The sequence below is a fragment of the Nostoc sp. NMS8 genome, assembly GCF_017115045.1.
GTDB lineage: Bacteria > Cyanobacteriota > Cyanobacteriia > Cyanobacteriales > Nostocaceae > Nostoc.
Genome location: NZ_JABXKK010000097.1, coordinates 52,624 through 72,061 on the forward strand (window position 1 = coordinate 52,624; position 19,438 = coordinate 72,061).

20 protein-coding genes and 1 pseudogene are annotated in these 19,438 nt (G+C 44.4%); 3 read left to right on the forward strand and 18 right to left on the reverse strand.

Annotation, left to right across the window (positions count from 1 at the left end):
* Nucleotides 1–25 precede the first annotated feature (25 nt).
* From HWQ39_RS22825 to HWQ39_RS22845, 5 genes are all read right to left on the reverse strand, one after another.
* Nucleotides 26–718 (reverse strand): hypothetical protein, encoded by a 693-nt coding sequence (locus HWQ39_RS22825; protein ID WP_292849909.1) that lies wholly within the window; start codon nucleotides 716–718, stop codon nucleotides 26–28.
* Nucleotides 702–1,460 (reverse strand): hypothetical protein, encoded by a 759-nt coding sequence (locus HWQ39_RS22830; protein WP_292849912.1) that lies wholly within the window; start codon nucleotides 1,458–1,460, stop codon nucleotides 702–704. The genes HWQ39_RS22825 and HWQ39_RS22830 overlap by 17 nt, the downstream gene beginning before the upstream one ends.
* Complete coding sequence (locus HWQ39_RS22835; RefSeq protein WP_292849915.1) at nucleotides 1,433–2,257, reverse strand: hypothetical protein; 825 nt, start codon at nucleotides 2,255–2,257, stop codon at nucleotides 1,433–1,435. The genes HWQ39_RS22830 and HWQ39_RS22835 overlap by 28 nt, the downstream gene beginning before the upstream one ends.
* 146 nt (nucleotides 2,258–2,403) lie before the next feature.
* Nucleotides 2,404–2,841 (reverse strand): hypothetical protein, encoded by a 438-nt coding sequence (locus HWQ39_RS22840; protein ID WP_292849917.1) that lies wholly within the window; start codon nucleotides 2,839–2,841, stop codon nucleotides 2,404–2,406.
* 5 nt (nucleotides 2,842–2,846) lie between these two features.
* A complete protein-coding gene (locus HWQ39_RS22845; protein ID WP_292849919.1) occupies nucleotides 2,847–3,491 on the reverse strand; it encodes a hypothetical protein in 645 nt (214 codons plus the stop codon).
* Between the two features lie 123 nt (nucleotides 3,492–3,614).
* On the opposite strand from HWQ39_RS22845, the gene HWQ39_RS22850 reads away from it, so the two are divergent.
* Nucleotides 3,615–4,178: a Uma2 family endonuclease gene (locus HWQ39_RS22850; protein WP_292849922.1), complete on the forward strand. Its 564-nt coding sequence runs from the start codon at nucleotides 3,615–3,617 to the stop codon at nucleotides 4,176–4,178.
* Nucleotides 4,179–4,350: 172 nt separating this feature from the next.
* On the opposite strand, the gene HWQ39_RS22855 is transcribed toward HWQ39_RS22850, so the two are convergent.
* From HWQ39_RS22855 to HWQ39_RS22885, 7 genes are all read right to left on the reverse strand, one after another.
* On the reverse strand, nucleotides 4,351–4,929 hold the full coding sequence (locus tag HWQ39_RS22855; RefSeq protein WP_292849925.1) for a siphovirus Gp157 family protein: 579 nt from the start codon (nucleotides 4,927–4,929) through the stop codon (nucleotides 4,351–4,353).
* A gap of 2 nt (nucleotides 4,930–4,931) precedes the next feature.
* Nucleotides 4,932–5,183 carry a hypothetical protein gene (locus tag HWQ39_RS22860; protein ID WP_292849928.1) on the reverse strand — a complete coding sequence of 84 codons (252 nt, stop codon included), beginning with the start codon at nucleotides 5,181–5,183 and terminating at the stop codon, nucleotides 4,932–4,934.
* A 57-nt stretch (nucleotides 5,184–5,240) separates the two neighbouring features.
* A complete protein-coding gene (locus tag HWQ39_RS22865) occupies nucleotides 5,241–5,471 on the reverse strand; it encodes a hypothetical protein (protein WP_292849931.1) in 231 nt (76 codons plus the stop codon).
* Nucleotides 5,472–5,624: 153 nt separating this feature from the next.
* Nucleotides 5,625–6,608, reverse strand: coding sequence for a hypothetical protein (locus HWQ39_RS22870; protein ID WP_292849934.1), 984 nt, complete (start codon nucleotides 6,606–6,608; stop codon nucleotides 5,625–5,627).
* Nucleotides 6,605–6,997 carry a hypothetical protein gene (locus tag HWQ39_RS22875; protein WP_292849936.1) on the reverse strand — a complete coding sequence of 131 codons (393 nt, stop codon included), beginning with the start codon at nucleotides 6,995–6,997 and terminating at the stop codon, nucleotides 6,605–6,607. Before HWQ39_RS22875 ends, HWQ39_RS22870 begins: the two co-directional genes overlap by 4 nt.
* Nucleotides 6,998–7,028: 31 nt before the next feature.
* Nucleotides 7,029–10,442, reverse strand: a complete 3,414-nt coding sequence (locus tag HWQ39_RS22880; protein WP_292849939.1) for a CHAT domain-containing protein — start codon at nucleotides 10,440–10,442, stop codon at nucleotides 7,029–7,031.
* A gap of 41 nt (nucleotides 10,443–10,483) precedes the next feature.
* Nucleotides 10,484–11,434 carry a hypothetical protein gene (locus tag HWQ39_RS22885; protein WP_292849942.1) on the reverse strand — a complete coding sequence of 317 codons (951 nt, stop codon included), beginning with the start codon at nucleotides 11,432–11,434 and terminating at the stop codon, nucleotides 10,484–10,486.
* Between the two features lie 714 nt (nucleotides 11,435–12,148).
* Here HWQ39_RS22885 and HWQ39_RS22890 point away from each other — a divergent pair.
* Nucleotides 12,149–12,766 carry a hypothetical protein gene (locus HWQ39_RS22890; protein ID WP_292849944.1) on the forward strand — a complete coding sequence of 206 codons (618 nt, stop codon included), beginning with the start codon at nucleotides 12,149–12,151 and terminating at the stop codon, nucleotides 12,764–12,766.
* A 149-nt stretch (nucleotides 12,767–12,915) separates the two neighbouring features.
* Here HWQ39_RS22890 and HWQ39_RS22895 read toward each other — a convergent pair whose 3' ends face one another.
* The 4 genes and pseudogenes from HWQ39_RS22895 to HWQ39_RS22910 form a co-directional block, all read right to left on the reverse strand.
* Complete coding sequence (locus HWQ39_RS22895; protein WP_292849946.1) at nucleotides 12,916–14,271, reverse strand: hypothetical protein; 1,356 nt, start codon at nucleotides 14,269–14,271, stop codon at nucleotides 12,916–12,918.
* A gap of 127 nt (nucleotides 14,272–14,398) precedes the next feature.
* A complete protein-coding gene (locus HWQ39_RS22900; protein ID WP_292849948.1) occupies nucleotides 14,399–14,992 on the reverse strand; it encodes a pyridoxamine 5'-phosphate oxidase family protein in 594 nt (197 codons plus the stop codon).
* A 120-nt stretch (nucleotides 14,993–15,112) separates the two neighbouring features.
* Nucleotides 15,113–15,730 (reverse strand): glutathione S-transferase family protein, encoded by a 618-nt coding sequence (locus HWQ39_RS22905; RefSeq protein WP_292849950.1) that lies wholly within the window; start codon nucleotides 15,728–15,730, stop codon nucleotides 15,113–15,115.
* A gap of 50 nt (nucleotides 15,731–15,780) precedes the next feature.
* Nucleotides 15,781–16,090, reverse strand: a pseudogene (locus HWQ39_RS22910) (antibiotic biosynthesis monooxygenase).
* A gap of 391 nt (nucleotides 16,091–16,481) precedes the next feature.
* On the opposite strand from HWQ39_RS22910, the gene HWQ39_RS22915 reads away from it, so the two are divergent.
* Nucleotides 16,482–17,030: a TetR/AcrR family transcriptional regulator gene (locus HWQ39_RS22915; protein ID WP_292849954.1), complete on the forward strand. Its 549-nt coding sequence runs from the start codon at nucleotides 16,482–16,484 to the stop codon at nucleotides 17,028–17,030.
* Between the two features lie 315 nt (nucleotides 17,031–17,345).
* Here the strand turns inward: HWQ39_RS22915 and HWQ39_RS22920 are convergent, their stop codons facing one another.
* Entirely contained in the window at nucleotides 17,346–18,851 is a 1,506-nt protein-coding gene (locus HWQ39_RS22920) for a relaxase/mobilization nuclease domain-containing protein (RefSeq protein WP_292849956.1), read from the reverse strand.
* A complete protein-coding gene (mobC, locus tag HWQ39_RS22925; protein ID WP_292849957.1) occupies nucleotides 18,848–19,222 on the reverse strand; it encodes a plasmid mobilization relaxosome protein MobC in 375 nt (124 codons plus the stop codon). The genes HWQ39_RS22920 and mobC overlap by 4 nt, the downstream gene beginning before the upstream one ends.
* Between the last annotated feature and the right edge of the window lie 216 nt (nucleotides 19,223–19,438).

Below are 19,438 nucleotides of genomic sequence, written 5' to 3' on the forward strand. Positions count from 1 at the left end.
GGACAGGCATTTGCTAAATTGAAATTCACCTCCATAGCTTCTCCATCACATTTACAGGCGGTACATCGGTACTGTAAAATTTGCAGCCAGATGAAAGTGAGACATCAACCATAAAAAAGTCTCGGTCAATGTCAAACACTGCTCTAGCAGGTACATCCCAACAGTGGCGAAACAGTCCAACCCGTAATTTAATCTCTGGTTTCAGGGTATTAACTCTACCTAGTACTCCATAAATGCGAAAGCCAGATTCATCAGCATTATCGGTGGTAGAGAAAAAGGCAGGTAAGGAACCGTGGGAATGGATGTCTACAGCCGCTTTCTGGTGGGAAGAGTCACTGCCAGAATGAGTTGGCTGGCAGCTAGTTGGAGTTTGAATTTGCTCTGGGACTTGTAAATCCCAGCCTGTATCAGTATTGTGGAGGTGAAAGAGAATTTCATGAAATTGATTGCCAGCTTGATAACTCGACCGCCACATTTCCAGTAGTAGCGGTTTGGGAATTAAGGGAGTGACTTTGAGATAAGGTGTTAGGTGAGGTAGCCCTTTGATAGTTTGGGAACACAAGCAAATGGGCATTAATACCTCTATGCCGGGACGAATGGCTCTAGCAAAGATGCCATTTCCGGCATAAAGGTACTCTAGTCCACTGGTAGTGTGTGTTGGCAGAGATGAAGTTGTGACAATTTTGTAATCAATAATACCTTCAAGCAATGGGTTCATCGAGGATTTCCTGTACAAGCATAGCGACACTTTTTTGATTGCCGATAGGCACAAGGTCAGATACAGGATAGGTTACACGTCTACATCTTTTGTGCAGTTTTAGAAGTTGCTGGCGAACATCGTTGCGGTATTTTTGTGATTTACTTATTGTTAGATGGTTAGTGAAAATACTGGAAATAAACAAATTCCAAGCATGGTTAATTGATAGACCATTAGCAGGAGGTGGTTCGTTCACTCCCCAACACACCTGTCCAGAACTGTAGACATTGGGTAGTGGCACATGAAAAGCTGGTGCTTGAGGAGTAAACTCCTGTTCTTGAATTGCCAAAACCCAATACTTTAATCCCTTGCCCACAAACACCATTGCAGGTAGCGGAACGGTTAAAGATCCAAGTTCATCGCAATTGATTGTATGAGTGGCTGGTGAGATAAATTTTACCAAATATGTATCTGTACTGCCCGTACCCCAGCGCACAATTCCTGGTTCCATCCAACCAGTATCAATTGGTTCATTGCTGAAAGCAGTTCTCAGGGCTGCGGGTGAGATACATTTGTAAATATGAGCATCGGCAATTTCTTTGTCTCGGTGGTGGAAGATGTAAATGCCATCCAAAAACAGCAATTCTGCTTGAATTACTGGAGATTTTCGGGGAGGGTCTGCCAAAATTGCTCGTAGAATTTCGCTGGATAGAATTGGTGTTGATGTAACGTCGATTAATGTGGTTTCAATGCTTGTTTCCATAGTTTTAGTAGGATTTGAGCATGAGGTTTTAAGTCTGCTTCTAGCCAATCAATTAAGTTGGCTGCACAGTTCAGCATTCGGTTTGCTTGCTGCCATTTTCTGGTGAGCAAATCAATAGATGCTTTTGACCAAGGTAAAAAGGTGCGGTCAGGTTGGTAGTAATAATCGTCTGCGTACTCGTCCAACCAAAGGTTTTTAGTTTCATGGTCTAGCAGCTTTAAAGTTAAAGGCAGAAACTTTAAAGGATTATCTAAGTGATGACACTGCTGTTTCAGTTTTTTGTGGTCAATTTTGTCTGGGTGGTCGATATCACTGTACGTAATTTCGTAAATAGCAAATTCACTATCAAACCAATCGCTACCTTCTGGGTGTATGTCATCAAGCCAACGGCGACTGTCATGGCTAAAAGGTAAAAGTAGTTGCCAACCATCTTTGAGATGTTCAATTTCTCCATCCATTGTCCAGTCAATACCCATTGGGGTAATAGGAATGCTGTGCAATCTTTGTTCATAGGCTGTTTCTACAGTCCAGTGGGATAACGGAAACAGATGAGTGTAAATCAGTACAATGAATTCCAGTTCTCTGGGACTATGGCAATCTACATCTGTAGGTGGGTAAATAGTGGCTTGGCTGGCTTTCCATTCGGTGGGAAAGTAGTGCTGATACAGTGCTAGTAAGGAGTAAATGTTGAGTTGGGTTTCCAGATAATCGAGTGATTCTGTGGCATCTAAGGTAAATTGGCACTGATAAAGACTATAAATTGCCTCTGCCATACTGAGGGGTACGAGGTGAGACATACTTTGTACAACTCGTTATTATGGGGGTTGGAATTAAAGAAGAGATGCAGGTAAGGTGTGGGGTCTACTTCAGTCGAAATGCAAACTGCTGTAATTTGGACAATAATTTATTCCTCAAGTCAATTTCCAACTCCTTTTGTCAGCATTCAAAAACCTTCAAGGATAACGCTAGATGTGGGAGTGCAGGCTATTAGGGATTTTATGGTTTGGTTGAGTGACTCAGAAAATTCTGTTCCATCTGCGATCGCTTCTTCAATTTGGACTGATAGCTGTCCTGCATTTTCCCAGTCAATTCCGGTGATGACCTGACGTTTACGCATTTGGTGGCACATTTGGACTGCGGGGTTGATTTCTTCAGGAGCCATTATCAAGCAATCTAGAGAAGAAGTACCTTTTTTACCGGGCTTCTTGATGATGCGAATGGGTTCTCCTGGTTTACGCTCAATGTCTGCGTTTGCCAGTTCAGCGCAAAGAGGAGTAAAGGCATCCCGTAGTAATTGGTCATTAATGGCGATCGCTTCTGGAATCCAGTGCTGTTGACCTTCGTAGATAACAAGTAATTTGTTACTATTTGTAGTAGTCATGGCATTTAAAACAGGGAAATTTGCGTAGTATTACTGGCTGGTTTAGTAGTATCTGAGCTAGTAGTTTCAGTGCGAACTGGAGTTTGGATAGTGGGCGGTTTATTGGTTTTAACAGCTTTAGTCTGGGCTATATTCCGGCGAATTTGGCGATTAGGAAAATCGGTTTTCAGTTCGTCCAGTAGTTGAACAATTGCAGGTGGTAAATCACCCAGCTCGTCTTGATTGAGCATGGCAACCATAGGGAAATCACCGTGACTGCTGGCAGCAATCATTACAGGTCTATCTCCTGTTTGTTGTGTAGGTAGTAAAGTGATAACGATTTGAACTTTGCATTGCTCAAAAATAAATGGTTCTAGTTGATTTCCCTTGTTGGTAGCAGATGTTTCTATGTCATCGTCGTCTAACTGATCAGAGTCGATTTCATCTTCGCCGTAGCTATTTTCATCACTTACTGGTTCTAAAAGTTGCAAAAAGTTAGGTTTACCTGCACGCAAGCGTTCCCTGTCAAATAGCAATCCTAAAGCTTGGAACTGTTCTTGGGCAGTGGTTTTTCCCTGTTGTTCTGAAATGTAAGATTTTAAGGTTTCAGATGTAACAGTGAGGTTGGCTTTGACAATGGCCTGTTCTGGTGTTAGCCATTTTGTGGTCATAGCTTTTTTGGCCTTGTTAACTGGTGTGCAAGCGGTTGTGGCGGTAGCCAGAAGTAGAAACTGTTTTTGAGACTACGGTACTGCTAGACTAAAAGATATCCCCTTTGCTTTTCTTCGGGAGCCATGTCTACGGTAATTACCCAATCCCTGACTCTGGAGGAGTTTCTCAAGCTACCAGAAACAAAGCCTGCAAGCGTTTACATTAATGGTGAGATTATTCAAAAACCAATGCCAAAAGGGAAGCATAGCCGATTACAGTTAAGGCTGTGCAACAGTATCAACGATGTTGCCGAAAGCCTTCATGTTGCTTATGCCTTTCCAGAACTGCGCTGTAGTTTTGGTATCCGTTCAATAGTACCTGATGTAGCGGTTTTCAACTGGTCGCGTATTCCCTTTGCTGCTGATGGCGAAGCACCCAACGATTTTCTGCTTCCTCCAGACTGGACAATTGAAATTCTTTCTCCTGAACAAAGTTCAAATCGAGTTACAGGCAATATTCTCTATTGCTTAGATCATGGTTGCCAATTAGGTTGGTTGATAGATCCAGAAGATCGTTCCATTTTGGTTTTCCGTCCAAATCAACAACCAGAATTTTTACAGGGTGATGAGCGTTTGCCAGTGTTAGCCGGGATAGACTTGGAGTTAACTGTTACTCAGGTGTTTGGTTGGCTAAAAATGAGCAGTTAGAGAAACAGATGAAACACTATTTATTTTAGAAGCCAGGCTTAATTCAGTTACGTTTGAACATATTTCACTTTCATAGTACCAACCTACTTAAGTATCAAAAAAGAGTTATAAGTAGTAGCCAACAAAACAGTGACATTCCTGCTGTTGGCTGATAAATTAGTTAAAGCTATTGTTAAGTTAAAAGAGAGTCTTTGAAGTCATGAATTGCTGTTGCTGTCAAAGCATAAATAACTCGGCGCTTGCGCTGGATGTGAGTGCCATCGACAGGAATACCTTTCTTCCAAGCAGCAATAATAGCTTTCTTGTCTGCTGAGTAAACAGTCTTTTCTCTGCGGTATTTTGGAGACAATTGTTCTGCATCTATCAGCACCTCACAACTTGGCGGATTTTCTTGAATTGTGATGCGAAGTGAATTACCAATCATTTGCTCAGGTAGAATTCCTGCGGCGGTTTGTTCTAAAATAGTTTCATCTAATTTTTGTCGCCAGCGCTCTAGTCTTAATAGTGCTGATTGATGTACAGCTTTTAGATGTTCTAGTCGTTGCTTAATAGCCGTTATTTCAGCATCCAGTTGCAATGCTAATTCTGCTTGGATATCAACAACTTCTTCCTGAACTTCCTGAGTTTCCCAAATAGCGGTGATGATAGCAGCTTCTTCTTCAGGAGTCTGGCAATTAGTTAGCTGTTCCCAGAGGTGAGCAGCAGTTTGGGAAAGTCCTGCTAAGGATTGTTGAGCGAGTGCTAAATTCATGGCTACCACTCCTCACAAGCTTGGTAGTATTCATATTCAGCTTCAATCTGTTCTAAGATAGCTATAGTGCCTGAATCTAAATTAGTATTGAAAGATAAATTGGAAGTGACCTTTTGTGGAGGTTGAAGATTTTGATTAGCAGCAATAGTTGAGTCAGCCGAAGTTAAAGTTATTGTCAGTGTTTGCATAAATGTTGCTTGCTTAACGCCAGAAACCGTGGCGCGATAGCGCGTCTGGAGAGTGACAATATTCACACAAGTATTTTGCCCTTTTACGGACGTTTAAGCGAACAATATTGTTGATAACCACAATTAAGAAGCAAGTTTAGCGTTGATAAAACTGAAGATTTTTTCTAATTCTAATAACCCAGCTAATTCTGCTTGTTCATCTGGATTGAGTAAGTTTTCTTTATTTTTTTCTAATAGTTCCTCTAAACGTATTTGTAATTCTTCAGTAAAATAAAAAGGACGAAACTGATCAGAAAGATTAAGTTTTATTCCATTTGGTAGCCAAGATGAAGGCTGTTGAGTTAATTCTTTCATGGGTATCTCCATTAATCGAGGATTTTGATCATTAGCTTGATTGGGGTTAGATGCTGGATATTCGGCAATTTAGAGCGATCGCTCACCTACGATCAGGGCTGGTTTCTTCTCCAGCCCCTCATTGGCATTGGCAGCATAGGGCTGATCGCTCCTTCAAAATCCGCGCCACAGGTAGTCGGTAAGTTGCTGCCCCACTCGACGTTCTTCGTTGGGGTCATCAGGTTTCTTCCAACCGAGGGCTTGATAGAGGAGTTGGCGATGGAGGTCGAAGCTAGCTTCAATCAGGTCGCCGTAGGTTGTGGCAGCGGCGATCGCCCAGTTGTAGTAGGCAAATAGGGCTGACAGAATACCCAAGGGAATAGCCCACCAAGCCCCTAAAGCTGCCCAGACCAGAAACAAGATGCTCCAGAGCCACAGGCGGGCGGCGTTGTTCAGGTCGGCGCGGGCATCTTGGAGGTCTTTTTTAGCGGCTTCAGGCAGGAGGAGCCAGAGGCGCGACCAGCAAATAATCGCATCTAAGCCATATTTTTCCAGGGGTCTGCGTTCGGCGGTACGCAGGATATTGCCCAAGCGGGTGGGCATCAAGTCAGTATTCGCGGGTAGGTTGTGGAGAGCAAGGCGAATTCGTGCCAGGGTTTCTTGGTCAGTAGGGGTGAGGAGGCGTTCGTTGAGTTGGCGATACTCATCCTGATCGGCTTGGGTGAGGCTGGTGGTTCCTTGGGTTTCGATGATGGTTTTGAGGGCTTGAAATTTGGCTTTTTGTTTAGCTTCTTGGGTTCTCAGGGTTTGGCTCTGTTGGATGAGGGCTTGTTTGTGTTGACGATAATGGGCAATGCGGGTTTGGCGAACAGGTCGCAGCCAGGGGTACCAGTAGCCCTCTAGGAACCGAATGATGGGGGTATCGAAGCGTTGTACGGCGAAGGCAGTGGCGGCAACCATGCACAGGGCACCGACTAAAATGGCAATTTGGAGCGGTTCGGGGTAAGCCGTATATCGGGTTACTAATGTGTTCCAGCCCAACCGTTGAATGGCTGTGACAAAGCCACCCAGCCAAAAGATGAAGGCTGGGGTGAGCAGTGTGGCAACCCACTGTTCGGCAAGTTTGCCACCGAAGCTTTCCAGAACTTTTGCTGTCATGACTGTCCGTTCGCTGGGGGGGAAACCAGGGGAACGAGATGGGTGGGACAGAGGGGAATTTCTTCGTTGGCTTCTCGATACCAGGTGTAGTCGTTGCCGATGGGGCAGATGTAGGGGGTGGCGGCAGCAAGTGGGGAGCCGCCGGGAAGTCCGGAGTATCCTCGTTCGGTAGCAGGGGTCTGTAGGAATTGATCGAGCCAACTTTTGCTTTCGGGATAGGCATCCAAAACTTCTAACAGGTGATCGACTTGAGTGGTTTCGTCCAAGTCGGTTTGGTTAAGGAGTTGGGACAGTTGGCAATCGATTTGATCAGCTAGGGCTGGGATCAGTTTGGGTAATAAGGGACGAATTGCACGGCTAGCAGCTAGTACCTGGTCATTGGTGAACATAGGAATGAATGAAAATCGGTAAGTGGGATAGCTAAACGCCAGTGTAGCTGAAGGCAGCCCAGTAATAGGGATGGCAGAAGGGGCGGTTGGTCGGGTTGCGAATACGCATTCCCAGAAGAGGTGCAATCTCGGCTTCGGTGCTATCTCGCAGCCAGATTTGGGCTTGGCGAAGGGCTTGATCAGGAGGTAACTTCTTCTCGCGCCACAATTCGTAGAATTTAACGAGTAACAGTCGGGTACTGAGATCGTCTACGGACCAGAGTGATGCAATGACTCCAGCGACTCCCGCTTGAAGTAGTCCGCCGGGTAGCCCGATCGCTTCGTCGACATTTTCGATTCCGGTAAGTCCGGTTTTGCAGGCGGAGAGGATGGCGAGACGAATGCTACCTGTCGCGCTTTCTGCCAGTTTGAGGTCAAGGATATTTTTGAGCGTGAGGAGTCCATCGCTCATCAAAAGTCCGCTAGTGAGCGGTGCTATGAGATTGGCGGTGCCGTGGCAGGACAGATGTAGGATGTTGCAGTGCTGGAGGGCTTCGCGAACGGAGACGATTGTAGCTTCTCCCTGTCTCAACATCTGATGTTGGGGGAAATGGGCGAGCGCCGCCTTCACTTCCAGCTCAGAGTTAGGCAGGTCTAGGCTGGGATTGTCGATCGCCAACAGCGCGTCTGCCTCGGTTCGCTGGGCGATCGCTCTGGCTGCATTGAAGCTGCGGGCGTTGGGGGTGTAGGTGAAGTGGATGTCGTCGAGGGCGTACCAGCGGTCTGTGGGTTTGCTGAGGTCTGGCATCCAGGCGGCGTGGAGGGGGAGCAGGCTGAGGGGTCCGGTGGGGATGAGGGTGGCTTGCTGAAAATCATGAGTCTTAAGATAGTGAATTAGGGGAGCCATCAGAGGGTGCCAGAGCTGCTGAGTAATAGAGTCGATAGCATTCAGCCAAGTTTGACGATCTGCTTGGGATGGGATGTAGGTGTTGAGCCAGTTTTGAAAGTCTGTTTGGGGGAGGTTATCTAACCAGAGATCAGCAATCTTATCTGGAGTGATTATCAAGGCAAGGCTTCCATTGGGTGTAGATACAAGGTAGATCAGAGGGCAGTCAGATTGAAGCGCAGTACGGACATCCTCAAAGTTGTGTTGATCAAGGAAATTGGTGTAGCCCTCAACTTGACGGATTTGAGCAATAACAGCATCTAGGCGAGTTTGAACAATGACGGCATCTCGATTTTGACGTAGATAAACGTTTGAATTGCGATCGCCTTCGGGGGCAAGACTATGACGATCGCTGGAAAATGCAAGATTTCGCTGTTGGCTCTCTAAATTACGGAGCTGATTTGCAATGTCCCGGTATTGCTCGTAAAGAGACGGTGCGATTTGTTGAAGTTTAGTGAGGTTAGCGTGATCTCTATCTAGGCTCTCGCTAAGTCCACGAGCACGGCTTTGCTCTAGGATCAGAACGGCAGCTTTTAAGTGCCCGCAGCGAGCAATGGCATAGCTAGTGAGGTGTGGTAGGTTGGCAGTTGCATTAAGTTCGGCGGCTTTGCCCTCCAGAAGTATGCCAGACCGATATAGGATTTCAGCAGCACGGAAAGCATGGATATAAGATCTGGCAGCTTTTAACCAAGATTTTTGTTCAGAGTACAAATCCCCTAGATAACGGGCTGTTTGTCGACACTCTCTGGGAAAGATTCTGTGGGTTAAGACCTGTAGTGCCTGCTCATAGGCAGTGATGGCAGCTTTGAGATTGTCTGCCCGTTTCCCTCGAATACGGCTTGCGTAGGTATTTGCTAAATTATTCTGCGCTATTGCCCATCTTTCTGGAAAGGCATCGCGGGTGTAGACTTCCAGCACCTGTTTATAGGCAGTAATGGTGGTCTCAAGATTGTCTGCCCGTTCTCCTCGGATACGCTGTGAGTAGGCACTCGCTAAATTAATCTGTGTCATTGCCCAATCTACTGGAAAGGCATGTCGAGTATAGACTTGTAGTGCCTGCTCACAAGCAGTGATGGCAGCTTCGAGATTCTCTTCTCGATCGCCTTGAGTGAGTTCAGAGTAGACAAGCGCCAAGTTATTTTGGATTGCTGCCCATTGTTCTGAGAAAGCATCACGGGTATAAACTTGTAGTGCCTGTTGAGAAGCCGCGATCGCTTTTTTCAAGTTCTCCGTCCGGTTTCCTTGGATGCGGTTTTTGTAAGTGAGAACTAAATTATTTTGGATTGCTGCCCATTGCTCTGGAACAGCATCGCGCGTTAAAACTTGCAACGCATGTTCGTAGGCAATGATTGCACTTTCAAGATTATTTGCCCGTTCTCCTTTGATACGCTGTGAGTAGATATTTGCTAAATTATTCTGCGTCATTGCCCACTCTACTGGAAAGGCATCACGGGTTCTAATTTGCAGTGCCTGTTCATAGAGATTAATGGCAACTTCGAGATTATCCGCTCGTTCTCCTTTGATACGTTCTGCGTAGGCACTCGCTAAGCTATTTTGTGTGTCTGCCCAATCTTGAGGAAAAGCCTCTTGTGTTCTGATTTGTAGTGCTTGTTTAAAAGCCGCGATCGCTTTTTCTAAATTCTCTGCTCGGTTGCCTTTGGTACTGTAAAAGTAGGCTATCGCCAAAGTATTCTGCGTCGTTGCCCACTGTTCTGGGAAAATATCTTGGGTATAAACTTGCAGTGCCTGTTCAGAGACTGCGATCGCATTTTCCAAATTATCAGCACGGTTCCCTCGGATACGCCGTGAGTAGGCACTCGCTAGATTATTCTGCGTCATTGCCCACTCTATTGGAAAGGCATGACGGGTATAAACTTGTAGTGCTTGCTCATAGGCTGCAATGCCTAGCTCTAGATTCAGCCAACGGATACCTAAGGGAAACTGATTAATCCGATTGCCAAAAGTGAGCAAGTCAGCGGCAATCGCTATTCGCTGCTCCGGCTTTTGTTCATATAGCTGTGCTACTACCAGGGGTAAAACTTTCAGCAATGCTAGATTCAACTGTGCTTGTTTCTGTGCCCAGATCTGGTAGACCTGCTGAGGATTACCCCCACTATTTGCTATGAACTGTAATGTCTCCAACAAAAAATATGCAGCCTCTTCACTATTACCCCTTATCATCGCCTCCTGAGTCTGGAACTCCCCAGTCTCTGACCGGAAGCCCTCCGCCATCGCCTCCTCACTATTACCCCGTGTCACTGCCTCCTGCGCTGCCACAATTTCCAATGCCTGTGCCAACGGAACTGCAAATTCCCGTAGCCATTTCGCTGCCTTGCTATTTCCCTCGGTCTCCAGATGCGTTGAATATTGCTCAATCACCTCTAGTAGACCTAAATCCACCAGTTCCACATTCACCTGCAAAACCTCTCTTTCCTGCCCTTGCGGACAGCCCAGCAGTTGCTCAATCAACCCCACATACGCCTGCATCCGTTGCTCATCCATCACGAAACTATTCCTCATAAAAGACCATGAAAGGTGTTGAACATCGCTCAAAGGAAGTGTTACTGACCGAGTGCTGTTCTCAATGCTGCGGCGAGACTCAGTTCCAATTTGTCCGCATTTTCCAACGCCCAATCACCCGCATTCCGCAATCGTTTGAACGTTTTTTCCACATCATTTCGCTGTGCAGCCATTTCTGCTAATGCAATTTCCTCTACAGCATCTATCTGGTCTGAAGTGACTGCACTTTCTTGCATCTTCTGTTTTAGTGCCCCTAGTTCTTTGGCTAAATCAGTTAAATTGGAATCAGATTGCTTGTAGCTTTCTTTGGCAGACTTGAAGATTGACTGAACGGTCGCTTTATCCTCCATGACCTTGGCGACCGCAGCCTTGAAATCTTCCTCCTTTGCCCTGCACTCTTGTTTCTCAGTAAAGCTGCAAGGGCTTTCATGTAGATATAGCCCGCTGCGATCGTAGCAGCATAAACCGTTCCACTCATAACAGCATAAGAGGCAAAAGTGCCAGCGCAAAATCTTTAGAGCAGATCCAAATCCAATAACTGCTAATATGGCTGCATTTGATGCCAAATTAGACAAAATTCCTGTCGCAATGCTTTTGACAAAGCTTTTGGTAAAAGGCAGATCAAGCTCCCTGTTGATACGCATATACATTGTCCATGTATTACCAAAAGCTGCAAATAAATCTGCGCCAGGTACTGGAATGAAGACACACCCAACACCAATTCCTGCATGTACCTTTACTATTCCAGCTAGTTTCCCTGGCAGGTTTTCATCTACAACTTGATTGAGCGCCTGTACTAATGTAAAAGCCGCTTGAGTTAATTGTCCATCCTTACTTGATCGATTAGCATTCATAAATTCACTCCTGTGTTTATGAAAATCGATACCTTGTACGTCAAATATTTTGCATGAGTATGCTGGAGAAGCTTTGCCAGTTGCTATCGGCGCAATCTCCATAGATAGATCCACCAGCATTGAAATAGAACTGTCCATTTGCTCAGTCTCTTCAATTGCCTCTTACGGCATAAATAGCACTATCCTTCAAAAAGCTTGAAATGCCCGCCTAATGAGGGCATCTTGGATTTTGAATTCCGCGTAGCGGTAATAGTGCATTTAAGAAGGTATTTGAACCAAACATGTGTTAGCAAAATATGACCTAGTATTTTAATAGAAAAGTACAGCAGAACTAGTGCTCGCCTCACCCTGAAATCAAAAATGTTGTGTAAGATATAAACGGTCAATTTATAGTGCCAAACCAGCGATCGCATCGTTGATTTTCCCCTGGAGTAAGTAAAAATACAGGTTGCCTACTGTAAAGCGAGTTCTCCCACTTTAAATTGTAGAGGGCAAAACTATACTGGACTACTGTAAGTGTTATTGCTGTAAGCTAGATTGAAAAATTTCATCTAAAATTTACAGACATCTCATCTAAATTCACAAGTACTTCATTTTGTTGTCTGCAAGCATCCCTGTTTTAGCCGTGTGGGAATGGCAGATCTAACCTGCGTAATCAGTACCATCGGTTAACTTATTGCTCAATGCTCGTTCTTGTAGGAACTCTTTCCATAAATGTCCAAACATTGGTGACAAGTTAAGGAAATGGGGAAATTGTCAAGGGTGGTATTTGCTTAAGCCTTGTGAGCTTTCTTACAACTGCCCCCCATTTTTTAAACATCCTCTTAAACGCGATCAGCCCGATAACTACTAATGTCTACTAGCTACTATCCGGTTATCCTTTATCCACCACTAGCAAGACGGTTTAATGCTTATCAAGGACAGGAGCATTTGAAAGCTTCGTTTCAAGGATGCGTTCAATTACCAAATGTAAATGGTACAGCCAAGCAAGGTGTCAGTGAAAAGCAATTTTTTCGCCATTTACTGTGTACGTTTCTAGAGAATCTTATCTGTCAAGCGGTGGAATTTGAAATTCCTGGTTCGTCTCGACGTTACTCGGCTGATTTTATCCTTTACCATCAATCTTCTGGGTTAGCTCTCGATATTGAGATTGATGAACCTTATGCTGGAGATACAGGTAAACCTCACCACTGCATTGATGTTGATGATGATAAAATCCGTAACCGTTTTTTCTTAGAGCGCAATTGGGGTGTGGTGAGATTTGCAGAAGTTCAGGTGGTACGTCATCCTTGGAGTTGTTGTAAGACGATCGCTCAAATCATCGCTCGGTTGACTGGAGATGATAGTGTATTCATATTATTACAAAGATTGGCTGATGTCCCTTTACAAAAACAGTGGACAAAGCGTGAGGCTAGGCTGATGGCTAAGAACAATTATCGTCAGTCTTATTTACCAAAAATGGGAAAATAAAACTAGAGATAGTACTTTTAATAGTCATATAGTCTCCCCAGAATAGGGCTACCGTGTACACACAAGTATTTGAGAGTTGTCCCACACCGTTTTAATCCTATACAAAGATATGTGTACACGGTAGATTATGGGTAAAAATTGGAAGGGTATTACATCGATTTTGTCAAGATCGCGTTAACTAATCTTTTTGGTTTTCTTACGCATTGCTTTTTTGATTTGCGGTGTGACTTCCACTTACGAATGCTCATAGCGATAGAGCCAAAATCCCGACTGGCAAAGGCTGTTGTTTTATTCGCACTGTGCCAAATTGTATCCGCCTCGGTTGGTTCAAGTGGAGGTGTACAGCGATCGCAATATCGGTCAAATAGTTGGCGTGGTTCGGGATAATAAGCGATTCGGTGTTTGGTAAGTAAATTAGATGTACCTAGTAGATTACGAGCTAATTTGTAGCCAGAATTGTTTCTGTTTCCCTCAGATTTGCCATAAGTTAGTAAAGTGCGATCGCTCAAAGTTAAACAAATAGACAAAGGAACAGACACTCCGCTAGCGCGTAGTTGTTTAAGAGATGAGCAATTATCTCTGGTTGTAGCCTGTGTTACTGTCCCTCGTCGGCAATGTAAGGTTGGGCGAGGTGCAGTAATAGAACGTTGTAGTAGCGCTGTTTGTGGGTCGATAACTTCTCCATTTTTCGCTCTTGTGAGAAGTTGCACCCACTTGCGCCAACGTTGCTCAGAAAGTTCGTAGGGAAATAAGGCTGTAGAATCAAATGCGGTTTCTATTTCTTCCACATTGTACTGACAGTTTGACCAATGCTCTAGGGTAATGGGGATGGTTGCACTCAATATTCCATCCACCACCCGTCTGCGAACCATACCTGGCAGTCTCATGGAACGAGCCAAGTTGCAAATGGCTGGATCTGCGTTTTGGATAATCGTCAGTTGGCGATTGAGGTACAGCCATTCAGCAGGATTCAAGGAATGGCTGCATTTAAAGTAAACGTGCAGAGATTTTCCACCTGTGTAAACGACAGCGGCGGGTTCCAAGTTGATTTCATCCTTTAACCGATCTACAGCTTGTCGCTGCTCACTCAATGCCAAATCATCAATTTCGTAGAATAAACATTGGCATTGACTAACGTGGTGATTGCTGATTCCCTTGTCTGGTTGGTTGGGGTAAAAGCTGACTGTAGCACCAAGATATGACATGTTAAATGCCAATTCCCAACCATCAGCATAGCGTTTAGGTGTCAGACGCCAGCAGGTGTTGCCTTGTTTGTCCCGACCTCCGTAAGTACAGCAGTAGAGTTGAAATCCTTGCTGGGTGATTTTACCGCAGAGAATGTAGTGGGAGTAAACAAATTGACCATTGCGACAGTAGTTATTCCAGTTTTCCGGTATCATTTCTATGGGCAAGTCCCAAGAAATCCTGAGCCAAATTTTGGTTCCGGTGGTAAAGCCTATTTGTCTAAGAAATTTAATCGTTGTTTGTCTGGGATTGAATATCATGGCAGTTACGCCTAGAGAGTTTATCCCTCTCTAAGTGGCGTTAGCTGCGCTAGAACCAACTTTTCCACATTTGACTTACATAAATTTTCGCCTGAAACCTTTGATTGGCTTGGCTCACTCAGAAAAATTAGATTTGCTGCTTCTTAGCAAGAAGTTCCTCTAGTTCAGTTATCCTCGCTTGCAATACCGCCACTTCTTGTTCAGAATAGCGAATAGGAATGTGCTGTGGACAGTTCCAATTCCAAGCTTCAATGTGAAACAGAATCACTCGTTCCACTTCTGCTTCATAGTTAGGAAGTTTCAGGCTTTCAATTAGTTCGCTATCATCTTCTACATACATAGCCCGCCCCCAAATTTTCAACCGTCGGCGATGGCGATAATCCATCAAAAACAAAAAAGCTTTATCATTTTCGTCAAGATTACCAACGGTAACATATTGAACATTGCCTTTGAAGTCAGCAAATCCTAAAGTCTTTTCATCTACAGCTTTCAAAAACCCAGGTTGTCCACCACGAAATTGAATGTAGGGATAACCATTAGAACCGACGGTTCCCAAATAAAAACCATCCATTTGGGCGATAAATTCCTCAATTTCTGGTGTGATGGTATCGTTAGAAGGCCCATTTTGCTCAAATCGAGCATAGGTCTGCCGTGAGCCACGTTGTTCTTGAGCAACTTTGACAGCAGGCGTGAAAGCAATTTGCGTAAATTTACGTGGCATATAACTCTTTATTGTTACATATCTAAAAACAGGGGAAGATGGAGAAAAGACAGGGGAGCAGAGAAGGGAAAAAATTCCTCCTCCTCTCTACCTTCTCCATCTAAACTGGGTGTTATTTGCCTATACCAAGGCAGGTGCTGCAATTCCTTGCATTCCTATAAAACCGGGAAGGGTCTTAACTCGCTCAATCCATGCCAGAATATGAGGATAAGAGTCAAGAGCAATTTTGCCATCTGGTGCTAAGGCAACATAGGGGAATACTGCTATATCTGCAATAGTTATCCGCTCGAACTCTAACCATTGGCGATCGCGTAAATGTTGGTTAAGTTGTGTAAGAATAAACTCTGCTTTTTGGTTAGCTCTGTCAATATCAATACTGGTGGCATTAAACAGATAGTACAAACGAGCCGATTCTGGCCCCTGACGCACTTCACCCGCAGTTGTAGATAGCCAACGTACAACCTGACTAAGTGAGACAGCATCCAGTGGCAACCATTGTTCACTACCATAACAACGAGCCAAATAAACCAAAATTGCCTGTGCGTCTTTTATAATTGTGTCGCCATCCACTAATACGGGAATTTGACCGAAGGGATTAAGCGATTGAAATTGGGAGCCTCTGTGTTCCCCCTGAAACAAATCGACCTTAATCCATTCATATTCAATGCCCAATAGTGATAGCAACAGCTTGACCTTATAGCTGTTACCAGAAAGTTCATGACCATAAAGCTTAATCATTGGTTAATCCTCAATATTCTGTAAAAAGAAGCACTGTCAAGAGGAAAAATTCAGCCGACAAGTTTTGCAGCTAACACATCGATCTTCTTGATATCGGGCGCTTCGCTCAGCAGTTCCTTCCATTTAGCCATCAGGGCGGCGGCGAGGCCCTGAAAGATGAGCCTCGCGTCCTGCTTCATGGGCAAATGCATCGAAGATACCGAAGGTATTTGCATCCAAACGCAATGCAAACCAAACGGTCGTGCCTGCTTCCTGATTGGCGAGTGGGAGAGCGCTTTTGAGGAACTGTTCCACTTCACTCTCTTTACCCGGTTTGGCCTTTAGCGTTGCTAGAATTCCGAGCTTTACATCTTTGTTCATAAATCTCTCCTCATTGTTAGTGTTACGAATCAAATGGGTGGTTATTAGCTACCAAAGGTGAACGCATAAGCGTAAGAGTTCGACCTTATAGCTGTTACCAGAAAGTTCATGACCATAAAGCTTAATCATTGGTTAATCCTCAATATTCTGTAAAAAGAAGCACTGTTAGGCTAAAAATTAGCGGTCTAACGGGAATAAGAAGCAATCAGAAATAGTCACGGCAAGTTGATTTCTCCCGTTGTCAACTGAACCGTATTGGATTCGAGATGCTGCATAGACATCCCTGCAAATTATGGAATTAGTACAGAATCTCTGTACCAAGCGTTCGGTACAAAATAACTGTACCAATCGTTCGGTATAATGTCAAGAGATAAGATTTCAATTTCTGTAAATGGTAAAAGATACTTATATTCCCTCCTTGCTACAACTGTTTCGACAGTATGGTTACGATGGGGCGACTTTATCGAAAATTTCACAAGCGACAGGTTTGGGGAAAGCCAGTCTCTACCATCACTTCCCCGGTGGGAAGGATGAAATGGTGACGGCGGTGTTGGATTTTATGGAATGTTGGTTGGAGGAACACATTTTACAGATACTTCGCGGTGGAGGGAATGCGCTCACTCGGTTGACTAAGATGTGTGAGCAGATTAACGAGCTATATGAAGGCGGACAACAACCCTGTATGTGTGCCATCTTGTTGATGGGGTCAGCACGAGATATCTTTCATACCAAGGTGCAAACACTATTACGAGTCTGGATTGATGAAATAGCAACTGTTTTGAGGGCAGCCGGATTAGATGAGACGCTGGCTCATGAGCGTGGGGAAGATGCTGCTATTGCCATTCAAGGCGCTCTGATTGTGGCGCAGGGTTTAAATGATGTGGCTCCTTTTGTCCGTGTGATGAAACAATTGCCACAACAACTGTGCCAAGATTTGTAGGAGAGTGATTACACAATTCATACCAAATATTTGAAAATAGGTCTGTCCGATTCCGTTTTCCCAGGGATTTCAGATCGGGGTGACAACTATATATTTACAACATCTACTGGGAAGCGATAGCCATTTGGTATAGCAATGAAAATATTACAGGTGTTGTTCAAATTTTCATCTGAGCGTGTCGGTTCATGAAGCCCTAAATGCTGACAGACAACATCCAAACTACTATCTCGCCGATAACTTAGCAGCCAAAGTCACCTGCGGGTGCTGGCTGTTCCTTAGTCAATGGGATGGTGTTTCTTTTAATGATAACTGATATCAAAGTTCCCAACCTTGAAGCTCTGGTATTCGGCTTTGGTTGGGTTGCGAGTGATTGTTAGTTAGCATTCCATTCCAACCAGCTTCACCGGGAGAAACTTTTTTGGCTTGAGGTAGTTCAGCCAGTATCTCAGTTATCAAATCCTCAACTGTCTCATTATTTTTAAAAGCGATGACTACTGTATCGAGCGATCGCAAAAATTCTAAAGGTATTTGCTCACTATTGCCTACACTCCAATACAATGTAGATTTACGCTTTTCTTTGTCAACAGTTGATTCTAAGGCAATGACACAGAGAACTTCAATAGGGTCACTTACCAATACTGCTCTTTCTACTGTGGCATCTGTAGCAATCCAAAAACTACCATTTTTCGTAGCTTCAGAGTTCAGGGGAATAGCGGTGAAGTTACCTGTTGGTTCTAGCTGCTTGGCAAGAGTTGGAAGATCGTCGAGTGTGCGTTCCACAAATATAGCTTGACCTGTTTGACTTGCATAGAGCCAACCCTTTTCATACAGTTCTGTGAGCAGAGAATTAGGTAAATTGTACTGCTGGCTTAACTTTAGGCGTATTTGCTCCCAGTTTGTTGGTTCTGGTATAGGCAAGGAGTTTGTTTGAGTAACTGCTGGTGTGGGATTTTCAACAGTTTGCTCCATAAGTTTCTTTCTGCGTTTGTCATCCTGTTTTGGAGGCACTGCTGATGTGGGATTTTCAACAGCTTGCTCCATGAGTTTCTGCATACGTTTGTCATCCCGCTTGGGATTGTAGTTTACACCTCGATGCTTTTGTAAACCAGGAAAGGTATATGCTTTACCAAGATGCGTACCACTAAAAGCCACACCATCAAGTTGGTAACTAATGCCTTTGACAATGCCTGTGCGAGTATAACCAACGCGGACATTAATACCTTGTTGTTGCACTCGCTCTATTAACTCTGGCATAGTGGGATGGTCGTGGGTTGCTTGGTCGAGCGATCGCTGGAGTCTCACTCTAACGCTTTCTTCTCCAGTTCTGGCAAGTTGCCTACGTTCGCCAGTAGTTGGACTGTGCTTATCTTTTTCCCAACTTGGTTGCACCGATTGCAAATTGTATTCCTGCTCCAACTTGCGAATTACCGCTTCACTTCTGCGATCGTCCCAGCTATCAGAAACTGTAGTACCATCTAATTGAATACGACTGGCAGCAATATGTATGTGTTCATGAGTCCGGTCAGTATGCCGCACTACGACATATTGGTTCATATCAAAACCCATTGCTTGCAGATACTTTTGGGCGATTTCATCCCAAGTATCATCATCTAAACTCTCTTTGTGGGCCAAACTGAGAGAAGCGTGATAAACAGCCCTGTTCACCTTCGGGTTTAATCTTCGAGATATACCGAATTCAGCTGCTAATTCCCGTGGGTTTGTTCCTTCCATATTCCCACCGATTTGTCTTGCTCCATCTTTGCCAAAGAGGTAGTTTAGCAGTCCCCGAAAACTTTTACCTTTGATGTGCTTACCAATCATGCCTCATCTTGTAAATCAGTGATTAAATCAATTTCAGCAATCTCTCGGCGCACCTGTTTCACCAAATCTCTTACCTGTGACAACAATGCTCTATCTACGACCACAGGTTCTCCCATGAGTACTGAAGTATTGATTGCTTTAGCTATTTGGTTGAGATTGTTACCTATTTTCCCCAACTCCCAGTAAGTTTGACCTGCTACTTTGGTGACACGCCTGGGCAATCTATTTTTCAGAGTCTTGGCACGAAACAACTCACTCATAGTGAGATTATTTTCATCTGCCATTAGCTGTGCTTTGTCGTATTCTGCCAAAGTCAGTCTAATGTCTATCCTGTGTGAGCGTTTCTGTCGCATTATTGATGCATTAGTCATTAGCTGTTTTAAGTTTGACGACTGCACTATCATTTGTCATTGACCAAGCGGTTACTTACGATTCTGGTTCGATACCAAGATGCGATGCGAGATAGTGGAATGCGCTGCAATAGCTTTGGTTGAGTACTAAGGAAGTCAAGATAGCGATCGCCTACGGCGGGGATACTGTTGGCGAAATATTACTTAACATAAAAACGGTAGATTTACCGTGTAATA

Excerpts from the sequence above, each read along its gene's own strand:
- HWQ39_RS22825 (WP_292849909.1), bottom strand. The coding sequence starts at position 718 with ATGAACCCATTGCTTGAAGGTATTATTGATTACAAAATTGTCACAACT.
- HWQ39_RS22830 (WP_292849912.1), bottom strand. The coding sequence starts at position 1,460 with ATGGAAACAAGCATTGAAACCACATTAATCGACGTTACATCAACACCA.
- HWQ39_RS22835 (WP_292849915.1), bottom strand. The coding sequence starts at position 2,257 with ATGTCTCACCTCGTACCCCTCAGTATGGCAGAGGCAATTTATAGTCTT.
- HWQ39_RS22840 (WP_292849917.1), bottom strand. The coding sequence starts at position 2,841 with ATGACTACTACAAATAGTAACAAATTACTTGTTATCTACGAAGGTCAA.
- HWQ39_RS22845 (WP_292849919.1), bottom strand. The coding sequence starts at position 3,491 with ATGACCACAAAATGGCTAACACCAGAACAGGCCATTGTCAAAGCCAAC.
- HWQ39_RS22850 (WP_292849922.1), top strand. The coding sequence starts at position 3,615 with ATGTCTACGGTAATTACCCAATCCCTGACTCTGGAGGAGTTTCTCAAG.
- HWQ39_RS22855 (WP_292849925.1), bottom strand. The coding sequence starts at position 4,929 with ATGAATTTAGCACTCGCTCAACAATCCTTAGCAGGACTTTCCCAAACT.
- HWQ39_RS22865 (WP_292849931.1), bottom strand. The coding sequence starts at position 5,471 with ATGAAAGAATTAACTCAACAGCCTTCATCTTGGCTACCAAATGGAATA.
- HWQ39_RS22870 (WP_292849934.1), bottom strand. The coding sequence starts at position 6,608 with ATGACAGCAAAAGTTCTGGAAAGCTTCGGTGGCAAACTTGCCGAACAG.
- HWQ39_RS22875 (WP_292849936.1), bottom strand. The coding sequence starts at position 6,997 with ATGTTCACCAATGACCAGGTACTAGCTGCTAGCCGTGCAATTCGTCCC.
- HWQ39_RS22880 (WP_292849939.1), bottom strand. The coding sequence starts at position 10,442 with ATGAGGAATAGTTTCGTGATGGATGAGCAACGGATGCAGGCGTATGTG.
- HWQ39_RS22885 (WP_292849942.1), bottom strand. The coding sequence starts at position 11,434 with ATGGACAGTTCTATTTCAATGCTGGTGGATCTATCTATGGAGATTGCG.
- HWQ39_RS22890 (WP_292849944.1), top strand. The coding sequence starts at position 12,149 with ATGTCTACTAGCTACTATCCGGTTATCCTTTATCCACCACTAGCAAGA.
- HWQ39_RS22895 (WP_292849946.1), bottom strand. The coding sequence starts at position 14,271 with ATGATATTCAATCCCAGACAAACAACGATTAAATTTCTTAGACAAATA.
- HWQ39_RS22900 (WP_292849948.1), bottom strand. The coding sequence starts at position 14,992 with ATGCCACGTAAATTTACGCAAATTGCTTTCACGCCTGCTGTCAAAGTT.
- HWQ39_RS22905 (WP_292849950.1), bottom strand. The coding sequence starts at position 15,730 with ATGATTAAGCTTTATGGTCATGAACTTTCTGGTAACAGCTATAAGGTC.
- HWQ39_RS22915 (WP_292849954.1), top strand. The coding sequence starts at position 16,482 with ATGGTAAAAGATACTTATATTCCCTCCTTGCTACAACTGTTTCGACAG.
- HWQ39_RS22920 (WP_292849956.1), bottom strand. The coding sequence starts at position 18,851 with ATGATTGGTAAGCACATCAAAGGTAAAAGTTTTCGGGGACTGCTAAAC.
- mobC (WP_292849957.1), bottom strand. The coding sequence starts at position 19,222 with ATGACTAATGCATCAATAATGCGACAGAAACGCTCACACAGGATAGAC.